At 44.2% G+C, this 21190-nt stretch carries 15 protein-coding genes and 1 riboswitch; of the genes, 9 read left to right on the forward strand and 6 right to left on the reverse strand.

Features of this window, described 5'->3' with window-relative positions; genetic code table 11:
* Window positions 1-30: 30 nt before the first annotated feature.
* Entirely contained in the window at window positions 31-1329 is a 1299-nt protein-coding gene (hemL, locus tag BM090_RS06265) for a glutamate-1-semialdehyde 2,1-aminomutase (RefSeq protein WP_091509330.1), read from the reverse strand.
* A 199-nt stretch (window positions 1330-1528) separates the two neighbouring features.
* Here hemL and BM090_RS06270 point away from each other — a divergent pair, with 199 nt between their 5' ends.
* Together BM090_RS06270 and BM090_RS06275 are read left to right on the forward strand one after the other, a co-directional pair.
* Complete coding sequence (locus tag BM090_RS06270) at window positions 1529-1930, forward strand: HYC_CC_PP family protein (RefSeq protein ID WP_091509333.1); 402 nt, start codon at window positions 1529-1531, stop codon at window positions 1928-1930.
* A 90-nt stretch (window positions 1931-2020) separates the two neighbouring features.
* Window positions 2021-4264: a TonB-dependent receptor gene (locus tag BM090_RS06275; protein ID WP_091509337.1), complete on the forward strand. Its 2244-nt coding sequence runs from the start codon at window positions 2021-2023 to the stop codon at window positions 4262-4264.
* Between the two features lie 77 nt (window positions 4265-4341).
* On the opposite strand, the gene BM090_RS06280 is transcribed toward BM090_RS06275, so the two are convergent.
* Together BM090_RS06280 and BM090_RS06285 are read right to left on the reverse strand one after the other, a co-directional pair.
* Window positions 4342-4815 (reverse strand): hypothetical protein, encoded by a 474-nt coding sequence (locus BM090_RS06280; protein WP_143083889.1) that lies wholly within the window; start codon window positions 4813-4815, stop codon window positions 4342-4344.
* Window positions 4775-5926, reverse strand: a complete 1152-nt coding sequence (locus BM090_RS06285) for a DUF4221 family protein (RefSeq protein WP_143083890.1) — start codon at window positions 5924-5926, stop codon at window positions 4775-4777. Before BM090_RS06285 ends, BM090_RS06280 begins: the two co-directional genes overlap by 41 nt.
* A 414-nt stretch (window positions 5927-6340) precedes the next feature.
* A riboswitch (SAM riboswitch) is annotated at window positions 6341-6452 on the forward strand.
* A 122-nt stretch (window positions 6453-6574) separates the two neighbouring features.
* Here BM090_RS06285 and BM090_RS06290 point away from each other — a divergent pair.
* The 4 genes from BM090_RS06290 to BM090_RS06305 all read left to right on the forward strand — a co-directional run bounded on the left by BM090_RS06290 (window position 6575) and on the right by BM090_RS06305 (window position 11147).
* A complete protein-coding gene (locus BM090_RS06290) occupies window positions 6575-7753 on the forward strand; it encodes a trans-sulfuration enzyme family protein (RefSeq protein ID WP_091509348.1) in 1179 nt (392 codons plus the stop codon).
* 192 nt (window positions 7754-7945) lie between these two features.
* Complete coding sequence (locus tag BM090_RS06295; protein WP_091509350.1) at window positions 7946-9196, forward strand: OmpA family protein; 1251 nt, start codon at window positions 7946-7948, stop codon at window positions 9194-9196.
* A 112-nt stretch (window positions 9197-9308) separates the two neighbouring features.
* Window positions 9309-10286 carry a DUF6268 family outer membrane beta-barrel protein gene (locus tag BM090_RS06300; RefSeq protein WP_091509352.1) on the forward strand — a complete coding sequence of 326 codons (978 nt, stop codon included), beginning with the start codon at window positions 9309-9311 and terminating at the stop codon, window positions 10284-10286.
* Window positions 10287-10304: 18 nt separating this feature from the next.
* Window positions 10305-11147, forward strand: coding sequence for an endonuclease/exonuclease/phosphatase family protein (locus tag BM090_RS06305; RefSeq protein ID WP_091509356.1), 843 nt, complete (start codon window positions 10305-10307; stop codon window positions 11145-11147).
* A gap of 51 nt (window positions 11148-11198) precedes the next feature.
* Here BM090_RS06305 and pheS read toward each other — a convergent pair whose 3' ends face one another.
* Entirely contained in the window at window positions 11199-12224 is a 1026-nt protein-coding gene (pheS, locus tag BM090_RS06310; protein ID WP_091509359.1) for a phenylalanine--tRNA ligase subunit alpha, read from the reverse strand.
* Window positions 12225-12430: 206 nt separating this feature from the next.
* The gene (locus tag BM090_RS06315; RefSeq protein ID WP_091509362.1) at window positions 12431-14761 is read right to left on the reverse strand and encodes a M1 family metallopeptidase; all 2331 of its coding nucleotides are present in this window, start codon (window positions 14759-14761) and stop codon (window positions 12431-12433) included.
* A 233-nt stretch (window positions 14762-14994) separates the two neighbouring features.
* Here BM090_RS06315 and BM090_RS06320 point away from each other — a divergent pair, with 233 nt between their 5' ends.
* The gene (locus tag BM090_RS06320) at window positions 14995-16266 is read left to right on the forward strand and encodes a hypothetical protein (protein ID WP_143083891.1); all 1272 of its coding nucleotides are present in this window, start codon (window positions 14995-14997) and stop codon (window positions 16264-16266) included.
* 56 nt (window positions 16267-16322) lie between these two features.
* Here BM090_RS06320 and BM090_RS06325 read toward each other — a convergent pair whose 3' ends face one another.
* A complete protein-coding gene (locus BM090_RS06325; protein ID WP_091509371.1) occupies window positions 16323-17825 on the reverse strand; it encodes an XRE family transcriptional regulator in 1503 nt (500 codons plus the stop codon).
* Window positions 17826-17988: 163 nt separating this feature from the next.
* Here BM090_RS06325 and aceB point away from each other — a divergent pair, with 163 nt between their 5' ends.
* Both aceB and aceA read left to right on the forward strand, forming a co-directional pair.
* Entirely contained in the window at window positions 17989-19611 is a 1623-nt protein-coding gene (gene aceB, locus BM090_RS06330) for a malate synthase A (protein ID WP_091509374.1), read from the forward strand.
* A 107-nt stretch (window positions 19612-19718) separates the two neighbouring features.
* Entirely contained in the window at window positions 19719-20990 is a 1272-nt protein-coding gene (aceA, locus tag BM090_RS06335; protein ID WP_091509378.1) for an isocitrate lyase, read from the forward strand.
* Window positions 20991-21190 lie beyond the last annotated feature (200 nt).

A 21190-nucleotide genomic window follows, 5' to 3' on the forward strand; every position in this document is an offset into this window, starting at 1 on the left:
TATTTGATGAGTTAAAAATACCCAATAATATTATTTGCCAAAAGCTGCGGCCAATGCTTTTTTGTTGGCTTGTGCCACTTGTTGCAAAAGCGTAGGCTCGGCCAATGCCGTCGAGACAAACAAACTTTCAAACTGCGACGGGGCCAAATACACGCCTTCGTGCAACATGGCTTGGAAATATCGCCCGAATGCGGCCAAGTCGGATTGTTTGGCGGTGGTGAAATCTACCACAGGTTTATCCGTAAAGAAAACCGTAAACATTGACCCGATATGATTGATTGTCAGGTTCAAATCTAAGGCTTTGCAGTTGGCGCGAATGTCGTTCACGATGGTTTGCGAGGTTTGTTCGAGCAAGGTATAAACTTCTGGGTGTGTGTTCAGGTAGCGCAACATAGCCAAACCTGCGGCCATAGCTACGGGGTTGCCCGAAAGCGTACCCGCCTGATATACAGGCCCTGCGGGAGCTACACAATCCATAATTTCGCGTTTGCCGCCGTAAGCACCTACGGGCATTCCGCCGCCGATGATTTTACCCAAAGTCGTCATGTCGGGCATTACGCCTAAGCGTTCTTGTGCGCCGCCGCGTGCCAATCGGAAGCCTGTCATTACTTCATCAAAAATCAAAACAATGCCTTCGCGTGTGCACAACTCGCGCAAACCTTCCAAAAATCCTTCTTTTGGCAACACCAAACCCATATTCCCCGCCACAGGCTCAATAATAATTGCTGCGATTTGGTTCGGGTTGGCCGCTACAAGCATTTGCACGGCGGCAAGGTCGTTGTAAGGAGCTGTAAGCGTGTCGTTGGCTACGCCTTTAGTAACCCCTGGACTGTCGGGCACGCCAAGTGTAACCGCGCCACTACCCGCCGCAATCAGGAAAGAATCGCCGTGTCCGTGATAGCAACCTTCAAATTTAATGATTTTTTCGCGGCCTGTGTAGCCACGCGCCACCCGAATCGCGGACATAGTCGCCTCAGTGCCAGAGTTTACCATGCGAACTTTTTCCACCGAAGGCACCATATCAATAATCAATTCGGCCATTTCGACCTCGCGGCGCGTTGGTGCGCCAAACGACAAAGAAGAAGAAATGGCTTCGCGCACGGCCTCTTCAATCACAGGATTGGCGTGCCCTAAAAGCATTGGCCCCCAAGAGTTGATAAACTCAATGTATTGGTTGCCGTCCTCGTCGTGTAAGTACGCGCCTTTGGCCGATTTGATAAAAACAGGATTGCCGCCTACGGCTTTGAAAGCACGAACAGGAGAATTTACGCCCCCTGGAATCACTTGTTGCGCTTTGCTAAATAACTCGTGACTGATGGTGTGTTGCATTTTTTATAATGAAAAAATTTAATAACAATACAGAAATTTATCTTTTATAAAGATTTGGCCGTCTGCGCCAACGCCTGCAAAGCTATCAATTATTTGGGGTTTTGTGTGGGGGAATTTTGGTAAATCGTTATAAACTTTCGCCCGAATTATATAAATGAATTTTGGAATGGTTTATCTATCTTTGTGCGGATTTATAGCCATGAAACAGTATTTCGCTATCATATTGACCGCTTTTTACCTCGTGTTTGGTGCAAACATGGGCGTTTCGCTGCATAGCTGCGGCGGCAATGTGGCTGTTTCCGTATTGGGGCAAAAGTCGGCTTGCTCGTGCCCCATGAAAAAAGAAGGCAACCCCAAAAAGGGCTGTTGCCAGCAATACGAAATCAAGAACCTGACCACCGACCAACACGTACAGGCGCAAGTAGATGTGCCGTTTGAGGTGGCTGCGCTGGTGGAATGGTGGCAACCCATACAGTTACAGCAATGGGCGTTGTTGCCAGTGTTGGCCGTTCGTCCAAGCGCATTTTTTGCTGTTTCGGGGCAAGATTATCCTCCTCCCAAAAATCCCATTTGGCTTTCGCTCAATGTGCTAAGAATTTGATTTTGAACAAAATAATTCGCTTTTGTTTTTGCGGCTGCTGCCCGAAAACATTGTTTCTTATTGTTCAAAAAAAAAGATTTTTAGTAAAAAATGAAAACTTTAAAATATTGGTTGCTTGTGCTGTGCGCATGGGCAAGCGTTGGCGCGTATGCCCAACAAACCCAAACGGCCAAAGGTGTAGTACTTTCGGCTTCGAGTAATGGAACTTTTGAACCGTTGGTGGATGCTACGGTGCATTGGCAAGGTACTACGGTCGGGGCGGTTACGGACTCAAACGGTATTTTTTCGGTGCGAATTGTGCCAGAAACTAATAATTTGATAATTAGCTACTTAGGTTATAAATCCGATACTTTAAACATTAAAAATCCGCAACAACTCCGCGTAGTGTTGCAGGAAAACGGCGTGTTGGCCGAAGTGAATATTGAGCACGAACGTGCCAGTTCGTATATTTCTGCCCTCGAACCCGTGCGCACGCAAATCATGACCGAAAAGGAATTGTTTAAGGCTGCTTGCTGCAATTTGTCCGAAAGTTTCGAGACCAATCCGTCCGTTGATGTGGCTTTTTCAGATGCCGTTTCGGGCGCAAAACAAATTCAGATGCTTGGTTTGGCGGGCATTTACACGCAACTCACCAACGAAAACATGCCCGCAACGCGTGGTTTGGCCGCCGCGCAAGGCCTCAATTACACGGCAGGCACTTGGATTGAAAGCATACAGGTTACCAAAGGCATCGGCTCGGTAGCCAATGGTTTTGAGTCGGTGGCGGGTCAAATCAATGTGGAGTTGCGCAAACCCGAAAAAATCGACAAACTTTTGTTCAATGCCTACGCCAACGAAATGGGGCGCACGGAAGCCAATCTTAATTTATCCAAAAAAGTAAATAACCGTTGGGCTACGGCTTTGCTTTTGCACGGCAACTATCTGGACAACAGCATCAAACGTACATTGGACATGAACCACGACAGTTTCCGCGACATTCCCGCAGGCAAACAATTTAATGCCCTGAATCGCTGGAAATACGACAACGGCAAAGGCCTCATGGCGCAAATGGGCGTGCGTGCCGTTTGGGATTTGCGCGAGGGCGGCCAACTCGAAGACGGACACCATACAGCCGCCTACAAAATCCGTATCCAGACCCAACGCCAAGAAGTTTGGGGCAAATTGGGTTATGTTTTTCCACAAAAAAAATACAAAAGTATTGGCTTGATGGCCTCGCTGACCAATCACGAACAAGACAATATTTTTGGGCTAAAACAATACGATGCACGCCAAAAGTCACTGTATGCCAACCTGATATATCAGTCCATTATCGGCACGACGTTTCACAAATGGCGCGCTGGGGCGTCGCTGCAAGCCGACGACTACCGCGAAACGCTCAACGATTTGGCTTTTAGTCGCCGCGAGCAAAGCACAGGAGCTTTTGGGGAATATACGTTTTCGGGGGTAAAAAATTTGGTGTTGGTGGCGGGGCTGCGTGCCGACTACAATAACTTGTACGGGGCATTTGTTACGCCGCGTTTGCATGCCAAATACGACTGGGACGAAAACACAACCCTGCGCCTTTCGTACGGACGCGGCCAACGCACGGCCAACATTATCGCCGAAAATATGCCGCTGCTGGCCAGCTCGAGGGCATTGGAAGTACAAACCACTGATTTACAACGAAAAGCCTACGGCCTTACACCCGAAATCGCTTGGAATGGCGGCCTGAGCCTGACGCGCGAGTTTAGACTTTGGTACAGAAATGGCAGTGTTACGGTGGATTATTTCCGTACCGATTTTCAAAATCAGGTGGTCGTGGATTTGGACGCTTCGCCGCAAAAAGTGCTGTTTTATAACCTGAAAGGCAAATCTTTTTCCAATAGCGTGCAGGCCGAGTTGAATTATTCGCCCGTGAAACGTTTGGACGTAAAAGCGGTGTATCGTTGGCTCGATGTGCGTACCCGATACCGCCAAACGGATTGGTTGCAAAAACCGTTGGTAGCGCAGCACCGCGCCTTCGTGAATGTGGGTTATGCCACGCGCAGCCAATGGAAATTTGACGTAACGGCGCAATGGTGGGGCAAAAAGCGTTTGCCAAGCACAGCCAGCAACCCTGAAGCCTATCAAATGGGAACGTATTCGCCTGATTATGTGCAGCTAAATGCCCAGATTACGAAAAGTTTTTCTAAGAAATTAGATGTGTACGTGGGTGGCGAAAACCTAACCAGCTACCGCCAAAAACGCCTGATTTTGTCCGCCGAAGACCCTTACACGCCGTATTTTGATGCTTCGATGGTGTGGGGCAATGTGTTGGGCCGAATGTTGTACGCGGGTTTGCGGTATCGGATTTAAGGTATAAATACAAAAAAACGCAGCCCGTAAGAGTTGCGTTTTTTGTTGGTGTTTGATAATCAATTATTTGCTGATACTTATTTTCGGTTTTTAATAAAATCGAATTGCTGTTGTAGCTCGGCTGCTTTGATGGCAACAATCGTATCAACAGCCTGATTTTTAAGAAAAATCGCTTGCGTGTGAGCAAATAACGGGTTGGTTTCGGGAGCCTCCTCATCAAAATAGACATTTTGGGTGGGCTGGTCTGTAAAAATCGAAATATCGACTGCCGTACCCGATGCCGCAACCAATACAATACTGGACGTGTCGTTGATGTTGCTGGAAATAAGCCGCGAAAAACGAGCATTACAACCCACACATTCTTTTTCGGTCAGTACAAATATTCGCTTAATTGCTGGGCTAATTCTTACATCATGTTTTTGCGAAAAATATTCCGACAGTGTTTTATATTTTTCATCGGTAATGGTTTCTTTTGGGCTACACTGGCACAAAAAAACAAACGCCATAAGGCTATAAATACTTAAAAAGTGTGAAAGTGATTTGTTTTTCATTTGGTTTAGCTTTTTTGTCTATCAATAACCCATTTTTAATGGGGAAAATATATACACCGAAGTAATCTGTATTAGCAAAATTACGCTCAGCTATTTGTTTGAAAGTGCTATCTAAAGTAATAATAGAAAAGCCTCTGGCCTCAGTTCTATCGCGTGTTGTCATTTTATGATTAGTGCTATGCAATACGATTACATAGTATAGGTTTTGTTTTTCGTTAAAAAATACTCTGGTATTAGAACCAATAGTCTGAAATTTGTAATTTAACGTAGCCTCATTTCCTAAAATATCGAAGCTATCTATTGGAATTGGCTTGATACCAATATTGGTATGAGCAGAATGAATGGGGATTTTATTTTCTATTTTCAGTGTATTTTCATCGACCACAAATATATTTTTATCGTAAGGCGTAATTAAAAATAACTTGTCATTAGCATGTGTGAAAAATGGTAGTTCGGGATAAGTAAATTTGTCAGTATTATTTATTTTATAATAAAAAGAATCAGCCCCAAATTCTGCCGTAGGTTTATCTAAAATATTGGTTATCCTCAATAAATACGGTTTATACAATTGTTGTTGAGCACGATATTCATGGTATTTATCTGATTCTTGAGGTACTTTACCTGCTTTCTCATCATTTAGATTACTACTCCAATCAGCGGCAAAAAACAACGATTTTTGGATAGAAACAGGGTAATTCATATACGATGTACCGAACTCATATTGATTTATTTTGTCAGGTACAATGTCATTTAGAAATATTTTTTTTAGTATTGTTCCTTCGCTGTTGATGGCACATAACTGATTGGTGTATTCGGAATTAATTACGATAGTATCTTTGGAAACTATCTGTATTCCGCCAATATGTTGCAGAAAGCCAATGGCTTCTTTGAGCGGAATAGTATAAAGATATTGGCCTGTCGTGCTAAAAACTTTAATACATTTTCGAGAAACTGGCTCGGCAAAATAAACAAATTCTGTGCCTTTAGAATCCTGAAAAGTACCAGTAAACTTGGGTTGTGAATTAAACCCTACATCGAAGGTAATATCTTGATTTTGGGATTTATTGCAAGAAAATACAGCGAATAGTAGCAATAAGCTATAGAGGCTCATTCGGAAATAGCGCATATTTCGGGCGTTTTTTTTTAAAGAAGTAGAAAATAGGTATAAATGACTCCTGTAAATGTACAATAGCAAAAGTTAAAAACAAATATTTAGCTTTTTTTAATAGAAGGTACATTTAACAAATGCTGTCACCCCAAAAAACACCGCCCAAAGATTGAAGATTGTGTCTTGATGCCTTCCGCCTCAATTTTTTTAAGTTTTTTCGGAAAATTTTTACTGAGTCTAAATTTTATTTATAATCAACTGACTTACAGTAATTTATTTGATTAAAATTTGTATCATTTTTATGGCTTTAATGGCCGATTTCGGGGCGGTGATATACATGAAAAGCATATAGGTAATTTGTTTATCCCAAAAACGTCTTTTAGCTTTGCAGCATCAAACGTTCTTTCTAAGTAAGAAATCTTATCAAGAAAAGCAGAGGGATTTGGCCCGATGAAGCTTTAGCAACCCACTTAACAAAAAAGTGAAGGTGCTAACTCCAACCCAGAAGAAATTCTGGGATAGATAAGAGATGACTCTTTTTTATTCCAACGTAAAAAAGGCTCAACTTTTCTCCCAAAAAAGCATTCAGCTCCTCCTGAAGCTGCTCTTGATTAAGGTTTTATTGTTCAATCAATAAAATGTTAATCAATCATGAGTAGACAAACTGAAATTCTCCATTCCATTCCAGTAGATGAACTAACAGGTTCTATCTCCGTTCCTGTGTATCAGACTTCTACGTTCGTACAGTCCGAACCTGGTGTACACAAAGGCTACGATTATGCCCGTAGCAACAATCCCACGCGCAAAGTGTTGGAAGACGTAATCGCCAACCTCGAAAAAGGGCACAGCGGCTATGCGTTTGCCACAGGTTTGGCGGCCATTGATGCGGTGGTGAAACTGCTCAGCGCAGGCGACGAAATCATTGCCGTAGATGATATTTATGGCGGCGCGTACCGTTTGTTTACGCACGTTTACCAAAAATTTGGCATCAAAGTTCACTACGTGGACACGACCGACGCAGAAAATATTTTGCCGTATCTCAACGAAAATACCAAGTTTATTTGGCTCGAATCGCCAACTAATCCTACGCTGAAAGTCAGCGATATAGCCACTATTTGCAGCTACGCCAAACGTGTTGGTGCGTTGGTGGTGGTGGATAACACGTTTGCCAGCCCAGTGGCGCAATTGCCGTTTGAGTTGGGCGCGGACATCGTGATTCACAGTGCCACCAAATACATTGGCGGCCACTCGGATTTGGTGGCGGGTTTGGTGGTAGTAAAAGATGCTGCTTTGGGCGAACGCGTCAAATTTACCCAAAATTCTACGGGCGGTATTCTTGGCCCTTGGGACTCGTTTTTGGTGATTCGCGGCATCGAAACCATCGAGTTGCGTGTGCGCGAGCAGTCGGCCAACGCCCTGAAAGTGGCGCGATTTCTGGAAAGCTGTCCGCAAGTGGACAAACTCTATTACCCAGGCCTCGAACAGCACAAAAACCACGAGATTGCCAAAGCCCAACAAAATAATTTATTTGGTGGCGTGATTTCGTTCAGCCTCAAAAACGACACGATTGAAGCGGCCAAAAAAGTGGTTTCTTCGACGCAATATTTCAAATTAGCCGAAAGTTTGGGCGGCGTGAAAAGCCTTGTGTGCCAACCTGCCCTGATGACGCACGCATCTATTCCGCGCGAAAAACGCCTGCTTTCGGGCGTACAAGATTCGCTAATTCGTCTGTCGGTGGGCATCGAAAGCCCTGAGGATTTGATAGACGATTTGCGCCAAGCCCTTAGCCAAATTCCTGTGCTGGAGGCTGCCGAACTACAGAATATTTAATGATAGTTTATAGTAATCGGTTAATATTATTGTGCAATAGGCTTTAGGTAAACATTGTTTGCTTAAAGCCTTTTTTCTTTGGTGGCTACTACATTTATCTGATTTTGTGTTGGAAATGGACGCGTGTATTTAAAATCTAAAGCCTTTTTTTATCTTTGAACAAAAGGCTTTGTTTTAATTCAACCTACAAACATGAAATATACAAACGTTCTAAAAATCAGCTTGTTGGCTGTTGCATTGGCCAGCTTTGCGGCTTGCGATTTGCTCAAACCAAAGCGCACTTATAGTTCTACTGCCGATTGCGGCGGCCCCGACGATGGGCGTTTTACCATTGGCGCAAATGGCATTCGCTTGATGTACGGCTTCCCGATTCCTGCTTCTACTTCGCATTTTGTGATAAAAGTAAACGACAAATACGCCAGTAATTATGGCGGCTTGGGCGGCAACGTGCAGCATATTTGTACGACAAAAAAAATGAAAGTGGTTGGCAAAAAGAAGTTTAGTGAAATGGAGTTTGAATTTGAGGGAATAAAACTTTTGCAAAGGCTCATTCCCGTAGATAACAACTTGGCCGAAGTGGATAGCACAGGCGCGGCGCGTTATTATCGCATCGAATACGAATTTACGAACAAGACTTTGGTTAATAACACTGTCGGACTTTTGCTCCTGATAGACAACATGATAGCCGACAACGATGCGCCCAAACTTGACGCAGACGGCAAACGCGTAACCGTCGAAACCAAATTTGAAGGGGCGCAAATTCCCAAGCAAGTGTTTTTGTACCGCACGGAAGGCGATTTAAGCGACCACACCGCCGAAATCCTGACGCAGCAAGCCGAAGCCACCAAACCCGACGAGTTGGCGATTGGTCGTTGGCCGTATTTTCATCGCGTCGTTTGGGATTACACGCCAAGCGGCAGCGGTTACACCGACGCGGCGGTACTGATGCGCTGGAATCCGAGAGAAATCACGCCTTTGCAAAAAGTAAAATACGCTACTTATTATGGCATGGCGCGTAAAACCGACAAAAGTAAAAAGCTACTTACCAATGAAAGCGTCAATATTTCGGCGGTATTTTCGGAGAAAAAATCCCCTGCGTTGCTGACCGACACCGTATATTTTGACAATGCAGACACGGAACTTAGCCCCAAATTCAAAAAGGCATTGGACAGGCTTTTGCAAGGTAAAAATCCGCAAAATGTAGTGGGCGCAATCGTGGAAGGCCACACCGACGCGGTGGGCGGCGACGATGCCAACGTGGATTATTCGCGCAATCGCGCTAAAGCCGTACTGACGTATTTGGGCAAAAAAGGCATTGCGGCGAACAAAGTAGTACCGAAAGGCTACGGCGAAACCTATGCCGACCAAAGTGCCATTGCCCAGAAAAAAGGCAAAGCCAAAGACCGCAAAGCCGTGATTATCATTTATTATCAGGAAAGATAAATGTTTGGCCAAATATTTGAGAGGGTTCGGGTGCATTATCCGAACCCTCTTTTTTTTGAAATCATCACAAAACTTTTATCTTTACTTACACACTTAAATCGTCGGGAAAAATATGTTACAAAAAATCAAACTCTTTGGTGTGGCGGTGATGGCTGCTGCTATATGGTCTGGGGCGCAAGCGCAAAGCCTTGATTTGAATTATGTTTTTAGGCCAAATATCAAAATTGGCGCAGAATATACACCAGAACAATCTATCCAAAATTCGGGCGACTCACTCAAATTTGGGCTGATTCGCGGCAACGTGCAATTGGTGATACCTCTTAAAAGTCGTGTACAAGTCAGTTTCCCGAATTTGGATGTAAAAGCCAAACAGATTTTTTGGAACATTAATGCAGGCTATCGCCAACCGCAGTTGGGAAGTTTGGTACAAGACCAACGTCATTTGTATTCATTTTCGACGGGCATCACGGGCGTAAAAGTCGGGCTGCGCAGTAGTTTTTGGTTTTATAATGTGTCGGTGGGCTTGAGCGAAAGCGAAAATACATTGGAAAAATGGAAGCCAACGGCTGGCGGATTTTTGGCCAAAATTCACGTTCATAACCTCAAAACGGCTTATGTGTACGGGATTGGGGCATTTTATAGCAATGGCGCGTTTGTGCCTGCTCCGATTTTTGGGGTGGTGAAACGTTTTTCTAAAAAGTCAAATTTCGCCCTGATTCTGCCCGCGCAAATCCGTTATTCGTATGCCCCGAGCAAAAGTGTACGACTAAGTTGGCAAATTTCGCCAAGCGGCCTAAGAGCTGGTTTTGCGACGGCTCCCGACTCGCTTTTTGGTCGAAAATCAGAACGTATTTTATTTAATTACAGCCAGTTGCGCGGCTCAATGGGCATTAATATACGTTTTTCCAAGCAAGCACAATTGCAACTGGAAGGAGGTTGGGCTACGCGCCGCCGCCTTGCGTTTGCCGATGCCGACCGCAACACCATTCACAAATACAAAATCAATGCAGGGGCTTATGTTGGCGCAACCTTGCAGCTAAGTTTGGGCAAATCCTTGCTGGATTCTCAAAATTTTGGGTTTGATTTGTAAAAACATTAAATACACCCAATGAAAAAAATAATACTGGCCGTATGGCTTCTGTTTGTGTTGCATTTTAGCGTAAATGCCCAAACAACCAAAGTAATGACTTATAATATCCGACTAGACGTGGCATCGGACGGAGAAAATGATTGGAATCATCGCCGCGATTTTTTGACTTCCCAAATTAAGTTTTATGAACCTGACCTATTCGGTGTGCAAGAGGCTACGCCCAATCAGGTACAAGATTTGGATGCAATCCTGACCCAATACGCACACATCGGCATTGGCCGCGAAGGCGAAGGAAAAGGCGAGGCATCGGCTATTTTTTTCAAAAAAGAGAAATACACGGTTAGCAACCAACAAACTTTTTGGCTTTCCGAAACGCCCAACACGATTTCTAAAGGTTGGGACGCGTCCTATCTTCGGGTTTGTACTTACGCGCTATTTCGCGACAAACAAACCAAAGAAACATTTTGGGTTTTCAATACGCACTTAGACAATAACGGCGTGGTGGCACGCCAAAAAGGAATTGAGTTGATTTTGGCAAAAATAAAAGAAGTGAACAAAGCGGGTTATCCTGTGATTTTGACGGGAGATTTTAATGCAACGCCAAATTCGGAAGTCATTAGTAATCTGCGCAAGGCCATGACCGACACGCGCGACATTTCCCAGACCAAAGCCTTTGGCCCAAACGGGACTTTCAATGGTTTTAATTACAGTCAGCCCGCAACAGAATTGATAGATTATATTTTTGTAGATAACTCAAAGAAAATCAGTGTAAAGAAACACGCCACTTTGACCGATTCTAACAATTTACATTTTCCGTCAGACCATTTCCCGATACTGGTGGAATTGTCTTTTCAAAAATAAAAATGCGGCGCAAATACGGACTGTTGTCCGTATTTGCGCCACCACATAATATTATCCGATATGCGTAAACTGACGCAAAAAGCGTACATCATTTTCAGTGAAAAGGCGCAAATCACGAATTTGATATTTTAGGTTCGTGATACGTTCGATGCCCATTCCAAATGCAAATCCTGTATATTCTTCTGGGTTAATGCCGCAGTTGTTCAATACGTTAGGGTCAACCATGCCTGCGCCGCCGATTTCTACCCAACCGCTATGTTTGCACATTTGGCAGCCGTCGCCGTTACAGATGCGGCACGAAATATCTATCTCGGCACTTGGTTCCGTGAACGGGAAAAACGAAGGGCGGAAACGAATTTTTACATCCGAACCAAACAGTTCTTTTACGAAATAATAAAGCGTTTGTTTCAGGTCGGCAAAACTCACGTTGCGGTCGATGTACAAACCTTCTACCTGATGAAACATACAGTGCGCACGCGCCGAAATGGCTTCGTTGCGATACACGCGACCAGGCGAAAGTGTACGAATAGGCGGTTTGCTGTTTTCCATCACGCGCACCTGCACCGACGAAGTGTGCGTACGCAAGGCAATATCTGGGTTTTTCTCTACGAAAAACGTGTCTTGCATATCACGTGCGGGGTGGTTTGGCGGAAAGTTCAAAGCCGTAAAGTTGTGCCAATCGTCCTCAATTTCAGGGCCTTCCGAGATGTTAAAGCCGATTCTTTCAAAAATACCAATGATTTCCGAACGCACCAACGAAAGCGGGTGGCGTGTGCCTTGCGCAAACGGAATGGCTGGCAAAGTCAAATCTTTGGGCGGCGCAACAAAGCTGCTGGCACTGTTTTCCAGAGCGGCAGCGGCCTCATCAAAACGAGTTTGTGCGGCGTTTTTGAGGTTGTTGAGTTGTGCGCCAACGGCTTTGCGGTCTTCGGGCGCAATGTCTTTGAGGCCTGCCAAAAGCTCTGCAATCACGCTTTTGCGGTTAATGAACTGCAAACGGAATTGCTCTAATTGTTCTTTGTTTTCTATGCGGAAGTCGGCAATTTGTGCCTGTATCTGTTCTATGGTCTCTTTCATGATACGCAAATATAATTCTAAAACGATATGGCCGCGTTATTTTTCCAAAATCTTGGCTTTGCGAGCAAAGATAAAAGCATTTTACAAAATTTTGTTTTTGAATAACTCAGTGTTTTAGTCAAGAACTTTCCTTTTTCTCTAAAAAGAAATAGTCCCTTCCGCCACAGCGAGCGAGAGGGACTATTTTAATATTCCTTTAACAAAAACTATTTGCCGTCTTGTGGCTTCGTTTCTGTACCTTGTTTTTCTTGTTGCATTGGGTTTGGCTGCGGGCGGCGGCTTTCCTTAAACAACTGAAAACGAGTAGGTGTAAGTTTGGCTGGATAGCTGTTGTTGCTCAAATCCGCGTCGGCTGTTTCCAAATACGGGTCGAGCGTGAACGACGCAACAGGCTTTTTGGTAACAAACACTTTGCTAATGTTTTTGTCGTTGAGTTTCCATACTTCGGCAGGAATACGTGCCACCGAGTCGGTGCCGTCTTCAAATTCCATGCGCACAATCAAAGGCATAATCATTCCGCCAATGTTTTCAAATTCGACAGTATAGAAATTCAAACCTGAATTAACGGTTGCTTTTTCATCTTCCGACAACGAAGCCACATAACGTTCGTATTTTTGTTTGTCTTGCGGCGTTACTTTCAGCGGGTCGTAAGTCGTATAAAAATCTTTAAGCTCTGGTTTCTCGTCGGTAAGCGTAGATTTCAACAGCTTTTCATTTTGCATCGTAGCATAAGACTTTGGTTGTGCTGCCTGCTCTTTGCGCGTAAGGTCGTTTTCTGTTTCAGGATTTTGGGTGTTGATGCGCGACCATTTTACACTTTTCAGGGCAATGTCCACGTGGTCGGTGGTATAGAACCAACCGCGCCAGAACCAATCCAAATCTACGCCAGAAGCGTCTTCCATCGTGCGGAAAAAGTCGGCAGGTTGCGGGTGTTTGAACGCCCAACGTTCTGCATACGTTTTGAAGGCAAAATCGAAAAGTTCGCGCCCCATAACGGTTTCACGCAAAATATTAAGCCCAATCGCTGGTTTTGCGTAAGCGTTGTTACCGAACTGCAAAGCCGATTCGGAATTGACCATAATTGGAGCTTGCAAAGATTTATCGCTTTTCATGTACTCGGCAATTTTGGAAGGTTCGCCGCGCGAAGATTTGTAATTTCGTTCCCAAAGTTGCTCTGTCAGGTATTGCACAAACGAGTTCAAACCTTCGTCGAGCCAAGACCATTGGCGTTCGTCGGAGTTGATAATCATGGGGTAAAAATTATGCCCCACTTCGTGAATAATTACCGAAATCATGGCGTGTTTGAGGCGTTCCGAGTAAGTGCCGTCTTTTTCTGGACGACCGCCGTTAAAGCAAATCATCGGATATTCCATACCATACACAGGGCCGTGTACCGAGATGGCCACAGGATACGGGTAATTGATAGAATATTTGGAATAAGATTTGAGCGTATGCGCCACCACTTGCGTCGAATATTGCCCCCAAAGCGGATTTCCTTCTTTCGGGTAATACGACATGGTCATTACTTTGCGGCCTGCTACATCAATTTGCATAGCATCCCAAATGAATTTGCGTGAGCTACAAAAAGCAAAATCGCGGACGTTTTTAGCCGAAAACGACCATGTTTTTGTACCTTTTGGCTTGCCTTTTTCGGCTTGTACGGCCTCGTCTTGCGACACGATTAGGACGGGTTTGGTAGCTTTTTTGGCTTGCTCCAAACGTTGTAATTGCTTGGCAGATAACACTTGCGAAGCGTTTTGCAACTCGCCAGTCGCGCCGACTACGTGGTCTGCGGGAACAGTCAGACTTACTTTATAGTCGCCGAATGGCAACGTAAATTCCCCACGCCCCAAAAACTGCTTGTGTTGCCAACCGTTCACGTCGTCATAAACGGCCATGCGCGGGAAAAACTGGGCAATTTCATAGACATAATTACCGTCTTCTGGGAAAAATTCATAACCACTACGTCCGCCCAATTTTGGTTGGTCGTTGATGTTGTAAGACCATTCCACCGAAAAACTAACCGAACTTTTCGGGCGCAAAGGGCGTGGTAAATCCACACGCATCATGGTTTTGTTGATGGTGTACGGCAATGCCTTGCCTGTATTGTCTTTTACCGAAAAAATCTTGTAGCCACCTTCAAATTTGTCTTGTTCCAAGAAGCGAAGCGCGCCAAAACTTTGCTGTCCGTCACCGATTTTATTGGTTTCGGTTAGCTGTGCATCAGAGCCTTTGGCATTAATGTTTTGGTCGAGCTGCAACCACAAATACTCCAACACGTCGGGCGAGTTGTTGGTATAAGTGATGGTTTCGCGACCTTTGAGGCTTTGTTTTTCGTCGTTCAAAGTGGCCTCAATTTGGTAGTCGGCTTTTTGTTGCCAATACTCATGGCCAGGAGCACCAGAAGCGGCGCGGTAAGTGTTAGGAGTTGGAAGCTCCGTCCCTAACTGCTTTAGTTTGGAGTTGTCTCCGTTGGTTTGAGCCCATAGCGTGTGCGCTGCGCAAAGCAGAAGCCCACAGGTAAATAATTTTCTCATAAGCAGGTAAAAGAAAGGTAAAAACGGTTCTGTTCATCAATGATTTTGAAACTGCAATCTACTAAGGTACCATTGTTTTTGTTTAAAATCAAAGGGTAAACGGCTTTATTTGTGTTTAAATGGCTAATAATTTGGGGGATACTGGCCCTAATATTCAATCATTCAAACTGTTTTATTATTTTTGCCGTAATTATTTTTATTTTTTCAAAAAATCAACTGGTATTATTTTTCAAATGCGCAATCGCACAGCTATTTATCTCGACCTCTTACACCATTATTTTTCCGATTATGTACTTGCGCTGCCCAAGGCCGAGCGTGCGAAAATGGCTGGTTTCACCCGCAAAGCAAAGCTAAGACATATCGCTCTTAATTCGGCTTTGGAACTAAAGCGAAACCTAAAAACAAAGTCGGTGGCCGAAACAGAGTTGCACGATAAAATTTGGGTATTTGCTTACAGCCAAAATGATTTTGATGCCTTAGCTTTTGCAAAAAAAATAGATGGAGCAATTTTTGTGGCCGAACGTGCCCGCAAACTCAAAAATTGCGATAAATTATATGTACTCCCGTATCCGTCGCGGCTACCATATTTGCGCCATTTCCCATCATTAATCAAAGGTTTGGTAGAGGCAAAAAACGAACGCGCCGCTGATTTGTGGGATTTTATCTGGACGGTAACGGGTTGGTACGAAATCACACTCGAAGTTTTGAAAAAATATCGCCCCAAAGCCTTGCTTATTACTAATGACCATTCTTGTATCCCGAGAGCTTTATTGTTGGCTGGCAAGGAGTTAGGCATCCCAACTATTTTTGTGCAACACGCCAGCGTAACAGCGCATTTTCCGCCATTAGCTTTTGACCTGAGCTTGCTGGAAGGCCAAGCCGCATGGGACAACTATAAAAAAATTGGCGAAATCACGGGGCGTGTCGAGCTTATCGGAATGCCCAAATTTGATAAATTTGCTCCATTGCGCAAGAAACCAACCGAAATAAACTCTTTGGGTATTGCTTTTAACCTAACTGATGATTTGGGTAAAATCCTGAAAGTTTGTGAGGTTTTGCATGCCAAACTTCCTGATTTGGCCTTATGTGTGCGCCCTCACCCCAAAGACCCGACAAAGCATGATTGGTCTGCGACACATCCCTACATCAGCAAATCTACGGGTGCGCAAGAAAGTGCCTTCGAGTTTTTGGGCAGACATGATGCCATTATCGCCAATAATACCTCTATTCATTTGGAAGCGTTGCTGCTCAATATGCCAAGTTTTTATCTGGATATTAGCCGCCCCGATTGCAAAATAGAAGATTTGTACGGTTACATTGCCAACAAACTCGTTCCTGTGGCGCAATCTGCCGACAATATTATTACCTTCATTCAAAAGCATAACCAACACCCCGAAGACGTGTACCAAAAAGCAAAATATTATAATGCGCTGGTCGGTACGCAAGAAGAAGGCCATAGTGAAGAACTGGTCATTAAATACATTAATGATTTTTTAAATAAATAATAAAATTCCCTATAAGTCCACGAAAAATCTTATAGGGAATTATCTTTGATAATCAACTACTTATAACGTTCGTTCAGGTGCGCCAATGCTTCTTGACGGTCTATTTCGCGTTGACGTTTGAGCATCACCGTTGGCGGAACCATGCGTTCAGCGCAGTTTTCGGCCTTGCAACGTTCGCACGTTTGGCTTACTTGGTAGGCGTGCAAATGCTCTTCGTCGGTCAGCGATGGCATTGTTTTGCGTAGGTCATTGTCTATCTTGATACCCAATGCCACACTACTAAGCCGCTCTGGGTGCAAGTGCGACGGACGCGCCAAAGCCACTATCAAATATTCGCTTTTCGTACCGATGTATTTGGAAATCTGTGCTTTGGAAATCGTTTCGGGGTTTTCGCCTTTGGCCTGCATTTCGGCCAAATCGTAGAGAATCGTCAACGAAGCCCAACGGCGGCAATAATGTTCTTTCAGTACGGTAGCGTGCGGATTGTGCAAGCCCGCAAAGTGCATTTCTTTAATCAAACTCAACTCTTTGCTTTGTTTGTGATAATCAAAACGCAAGAAAAAGAGGCGATTGATACCAAAACTACGCGGCAAAATGCTGGTCAGGCGAACCATAAACACTTCTGGCGACACGTCGTAACGTTGCGCCAAATCTGCCCACGCTTGCCCGTCCCAAATCGGATTGGCAAACAATTCTTTTACGTCTTGCTCCAGCGTAACGCGGTTGATGAGCAGCCCCGCCGCAAAATACGAAGCCTTATAACTATTCAACACTTTCTCGAAAGAATTTACTTTGGTAAGCGAAAACGTAAGCGGTCGGTCGGTCAGGTGCAGGCGATTAAAACCAATTTCACGCGCCAACACAAAAGCCTGTTGGTACGGTTCTAAATGGCTGTTAATGATGAGTTTAGGGGCTTTGTCGTGTGGAACAAGCACCGAACGTGTTTTTTGTAAGGCGGGTTCTTCCGCAAAATCATCGTAATACAGCGTGTAATGATATTTGGATTGAAGAATTTCGATCAGCGAATCTAAGTTATGAAAATCAAAATCTTGGCCTTTTTCCGCGCGCAACTCGTCGATAGACGTTTCTATTTCTTCAAAATAATTTTCTTGTAGCTCGATATACGAACGCAAAGCCGAAAAATAAAAGTCTTCGACCTGCATGTCATAGCCTCTACTTATTTCTGATAGCGTACTGACAAACGCACCAACTTTGGTGGGCGTGTCGGAAAGTATATCCAAAATATCGCTTGGCTCGATGCCAAAAATCTCAAAAGGTAGCTCACTTAGGATATTTGATTTGAGCAAATCGCCGATAGGCTTGAGTCTTTTGTTGAGCTGAAGGGACACGAGCCAATCATAATTCACGTCCAAAGCCTCCGCCAACACCGCAATTTTATCGCCCTTCGGATATTTTTTTCCTTTTTCCATTTCATTCAGATACGAAACAGAAATGCCTGTCTTCTCGCTTAATTCCACAAGTGAGAGACTTTTGTCTGTTCGTAACTGTTTGATTTTCAGACCAAAAATAAGTCTTATATTTTCTTCTTTGAGAGTCATAGTGCAATTTTTTTACAATTTTACGCTTTTTCTTGAATAAAAAATTTTTGCGAAAAATAACCTTTAGCGAAATTTCGCTTGCAAATTAATTTTCGCTGATATAGCTTTGCATCATCAAACGACGAAAACACCTCAATACAAATTCATTTCAACGAACAGAACCATGACGACCATCACCAAAGCTCATGCAGTTGTAGAGATTACAGGCAAAATTTTGCCAGAATACGAAACAGTATTGACCCGCGAGGCCTTACAGTTTGTGGCTCTATTACATAAAAAATTCAATAAACGCCGTGAGGAGTTATTGAGTGCGAGACAGGTGCGCCAACGCAAAATCGAGGCTGGCGAGCTTCCAACATTTTTGGAAAGCACCGCGCACATTCGCCAAAGCGAATGGAAAGTAGGCAATATTCCTGCCGACTTGCTCGACCGCCAAGTCGAAATTACGGGACCCACTGACCGCAAAATGGTTATCAACGCCCTTAACTCTGGTGCTAAGGTTTTTATGGCCGACTTTGAAGATGCCAATTCCCCTACATGGACTAACATGGTGGAAGGGCAAATCAATCTTTACAAAGCCATTCGCCGTGAAATAGATTATACCGCCGAAAATGGCAAAAATTATGCACTTAAAGAAAAAGTAGCCGTACTTTTTGCTCGTCCGCGCGGTTGGCATTTGCTCGAAAAACACGTGTTGGTGGACGGTGAAGCCGTTTCGGGTTCGATTTTTGACTTCGCTTTGTATTTCTACCACAACGTACACGAACTCACCAAACGCGGTAGCGGTCCGTACTACTATTTGCCTAAAATGGAAAGCCATTTGGAAGCGCGTTTGTGGAACGATATTTTCGTAGAAGCCCAAATGCAATTGGGTATCCCACAAGGAACTATCAAATCAACGGTACTTATCGAAACAATTTTGGCCGCTTTCGAGATGGACGAAATTTTGTTCGAGTTGCGCGAACACATTGTTGCGCTAAACGCTGGCCGTTGGGACTATATATTTAGTGTGATTAAAAAATTCCGTAACAATCCAAATTTCTTGTTGCCAGACAGAGGCCAAGTAACCATGACGGTTCCGTTCATGCGCTCTTATGCCAAACTTTTGGTAAAAACTTGTCACAAACGCGGTGCTTTCGCCATGGGCGGTATGTCTGCTTTCATTCCGAGCCGCAAAGACGAGGAAATTAACAAAGGTGCTTTCTCTAAAGTACAGTCGGACAAGGACTTGGAATCTACGACAGGTTTTGATGGCACGTGGGTAGCTCACCCAGATTTGGTGCCAGTAGCTGCCGAAATTTTCGCGAAAGTGTTGGGCGGCAAGCCCAACCAAGTAGAAAAACAATTGCCAGAAGTAGAAGTAACAGCCGCTCAGCTACTTGACACCACCATCGAAGGTGGCCAAATCACAGAAGCGGGTTTCCGTGCCAACATCAACGTTGCGATTCTTTACATCGCTTCTTGGTTGCAAGGCGCAGGCGCAGCAGCTCTTCACAACCTCATGGAAGATGCCGCTACTGCCGAAATCTCAAGAGCGCAAATTTGGCAATGGTTGCACCTACCAAACGTGAAAACGGCTGAAGGCACTGCCATTACGACTGAATACTACAACAGCATTTTTGCGGAAGAAGTAGCTAAAATTAAAGAGACTGTGGGTGGCGAAGAAAACTTCAAAACACAACGTTACGCACGCGCCGCTTCGATTTTCGACCATTTGGTAAAGAGTCCAAACTTTGAGCAGTTCCTTACGCTTCCTGCTTACAACGTTTTAGATTTAAAGAACTAACCTTCTGATTTTATTATCAGATTTTAATAAAAAAACGGGTGGCTTGCCACCCATCAAATTCCTATAAAATTCAACATTCCCATTAATCCTAAAATTTACATAATAACATGAAAGCCCAAGACATCAACGCATTAGTTCAAGATTGGTCAACCAACCCACGTTGGAAAGGTATCGAACGTCCTTACACTGCTGAAGACGTATTGAAACTTAGAGGTTCAGTAAAAATCGAATACACTGTGGCACAATTGGGTGCGGAACGCCTTTGGAACTTGCTTAATTCTGAAAGATATGTAGCGGGTTTGGGTGCACTTACAGGCAACCAAGCGATTCAGGAAGTACAAGCTGGCTTGAAAGCTATCTATTTGAGCGGTTGGCAAGTAGCTGCTGATGCAAACCTTGCTGGTCACATGTACCCAGACCAAAGTTTGTATCCTGCGGACAGCGTTCCGAACGTAGTAAAACGCATTAACAATGCGCTTTTGCGTGCAGACCAAATCCAATCGGTAACAGGCGAAGGCGATGTACATTGGTTAGCTCCAATCGTGGCAGATGCTGAAGCTGGTTTCGGTGGCAACCTCAACGCTTTCGAATTGATGAAAATGATGATTGAGGCTGGTGCATCTGGCGTTCACTTCGAAGACCAACTTTCTTCAGCTAAAAAATGCGGTCACTTGGGTGGTAAAGTGTTGGTTCCTACGCAAGAGGCTATCAACAAATTAGTTGCGGCACGTTTGGCGGCTGACGCAATGGGCGTTTCTACGGTATTGGTAGCGCGTACGGATGCTGATGCAGCAAACTTACTTACAAGTGACGTGGACGACCGCGACCGTCGTTTCGTAACTGGCGAACGCAGCAGCGAAGGTTTCTATTATGTAAAAGCAGGTATCGAGCAAGCAATCGACAGAGGTTTGTCTTACGCTCCTTATGCTGACTTGGTATGGTGCGAAACTTCTCACCCAGATTTGGGCGAAGCACGCGAATTTGCGCAAGCAATCCACGCCAAATATCCAGGTAAGTTATTGGCTTACAACTGCTCACCTTCATTCAACTGGGCTTCTAAATTATCGGAAAGCGAAATGCTTACTTTCCGTGAAAATATTGCCGACATGGGTTACAAATTCCAATTCATCACGTTGGCTGGTTTCCATGCACTCAATACAAGTATGTTTGAATTAGCGTCTGCTTACCGCGACCGCGGCATGGCTGGCTACTCAGAGTTGCAACAAAAAGAATTTGCACTTCAGGCGAAAGGTTTCCGTGCAGTTAAGCACCAAGCCTTCGTAGGAACAAGCTATTTCGATGCCGTTCAGACCATCGTTACAAATGGTTTGTCTTCTACTACAGCATTGAAAGGTTCGACAGAAGAAGCGCAATTCTAAGAAGTAAGAAAATTTTTTGAAAATAATATTTTTTGAAAAAAGCACCTCGTACAAGTGCCAAATTTCGGGAAAGTGTTATTAACCTATTGATTTTCATTACTTAAGATTTTTTTGAAATTATTTACTGTTTTCTCTCATCATTTATAGTTATAAAAAGGGAGTCGGTTGTTTGCAAACGTTTGAACGATGCGTTATCTTAG

This window comes from Flexibacter flexilis DSM 6793, from assembly GCF_900112255.1.
Lineage (GTDB): Bacteria > Bacteroidota > Bacteroidia > Cytophagales > Flexibacteraceae > Flexibacter > Flexibacter flexilis.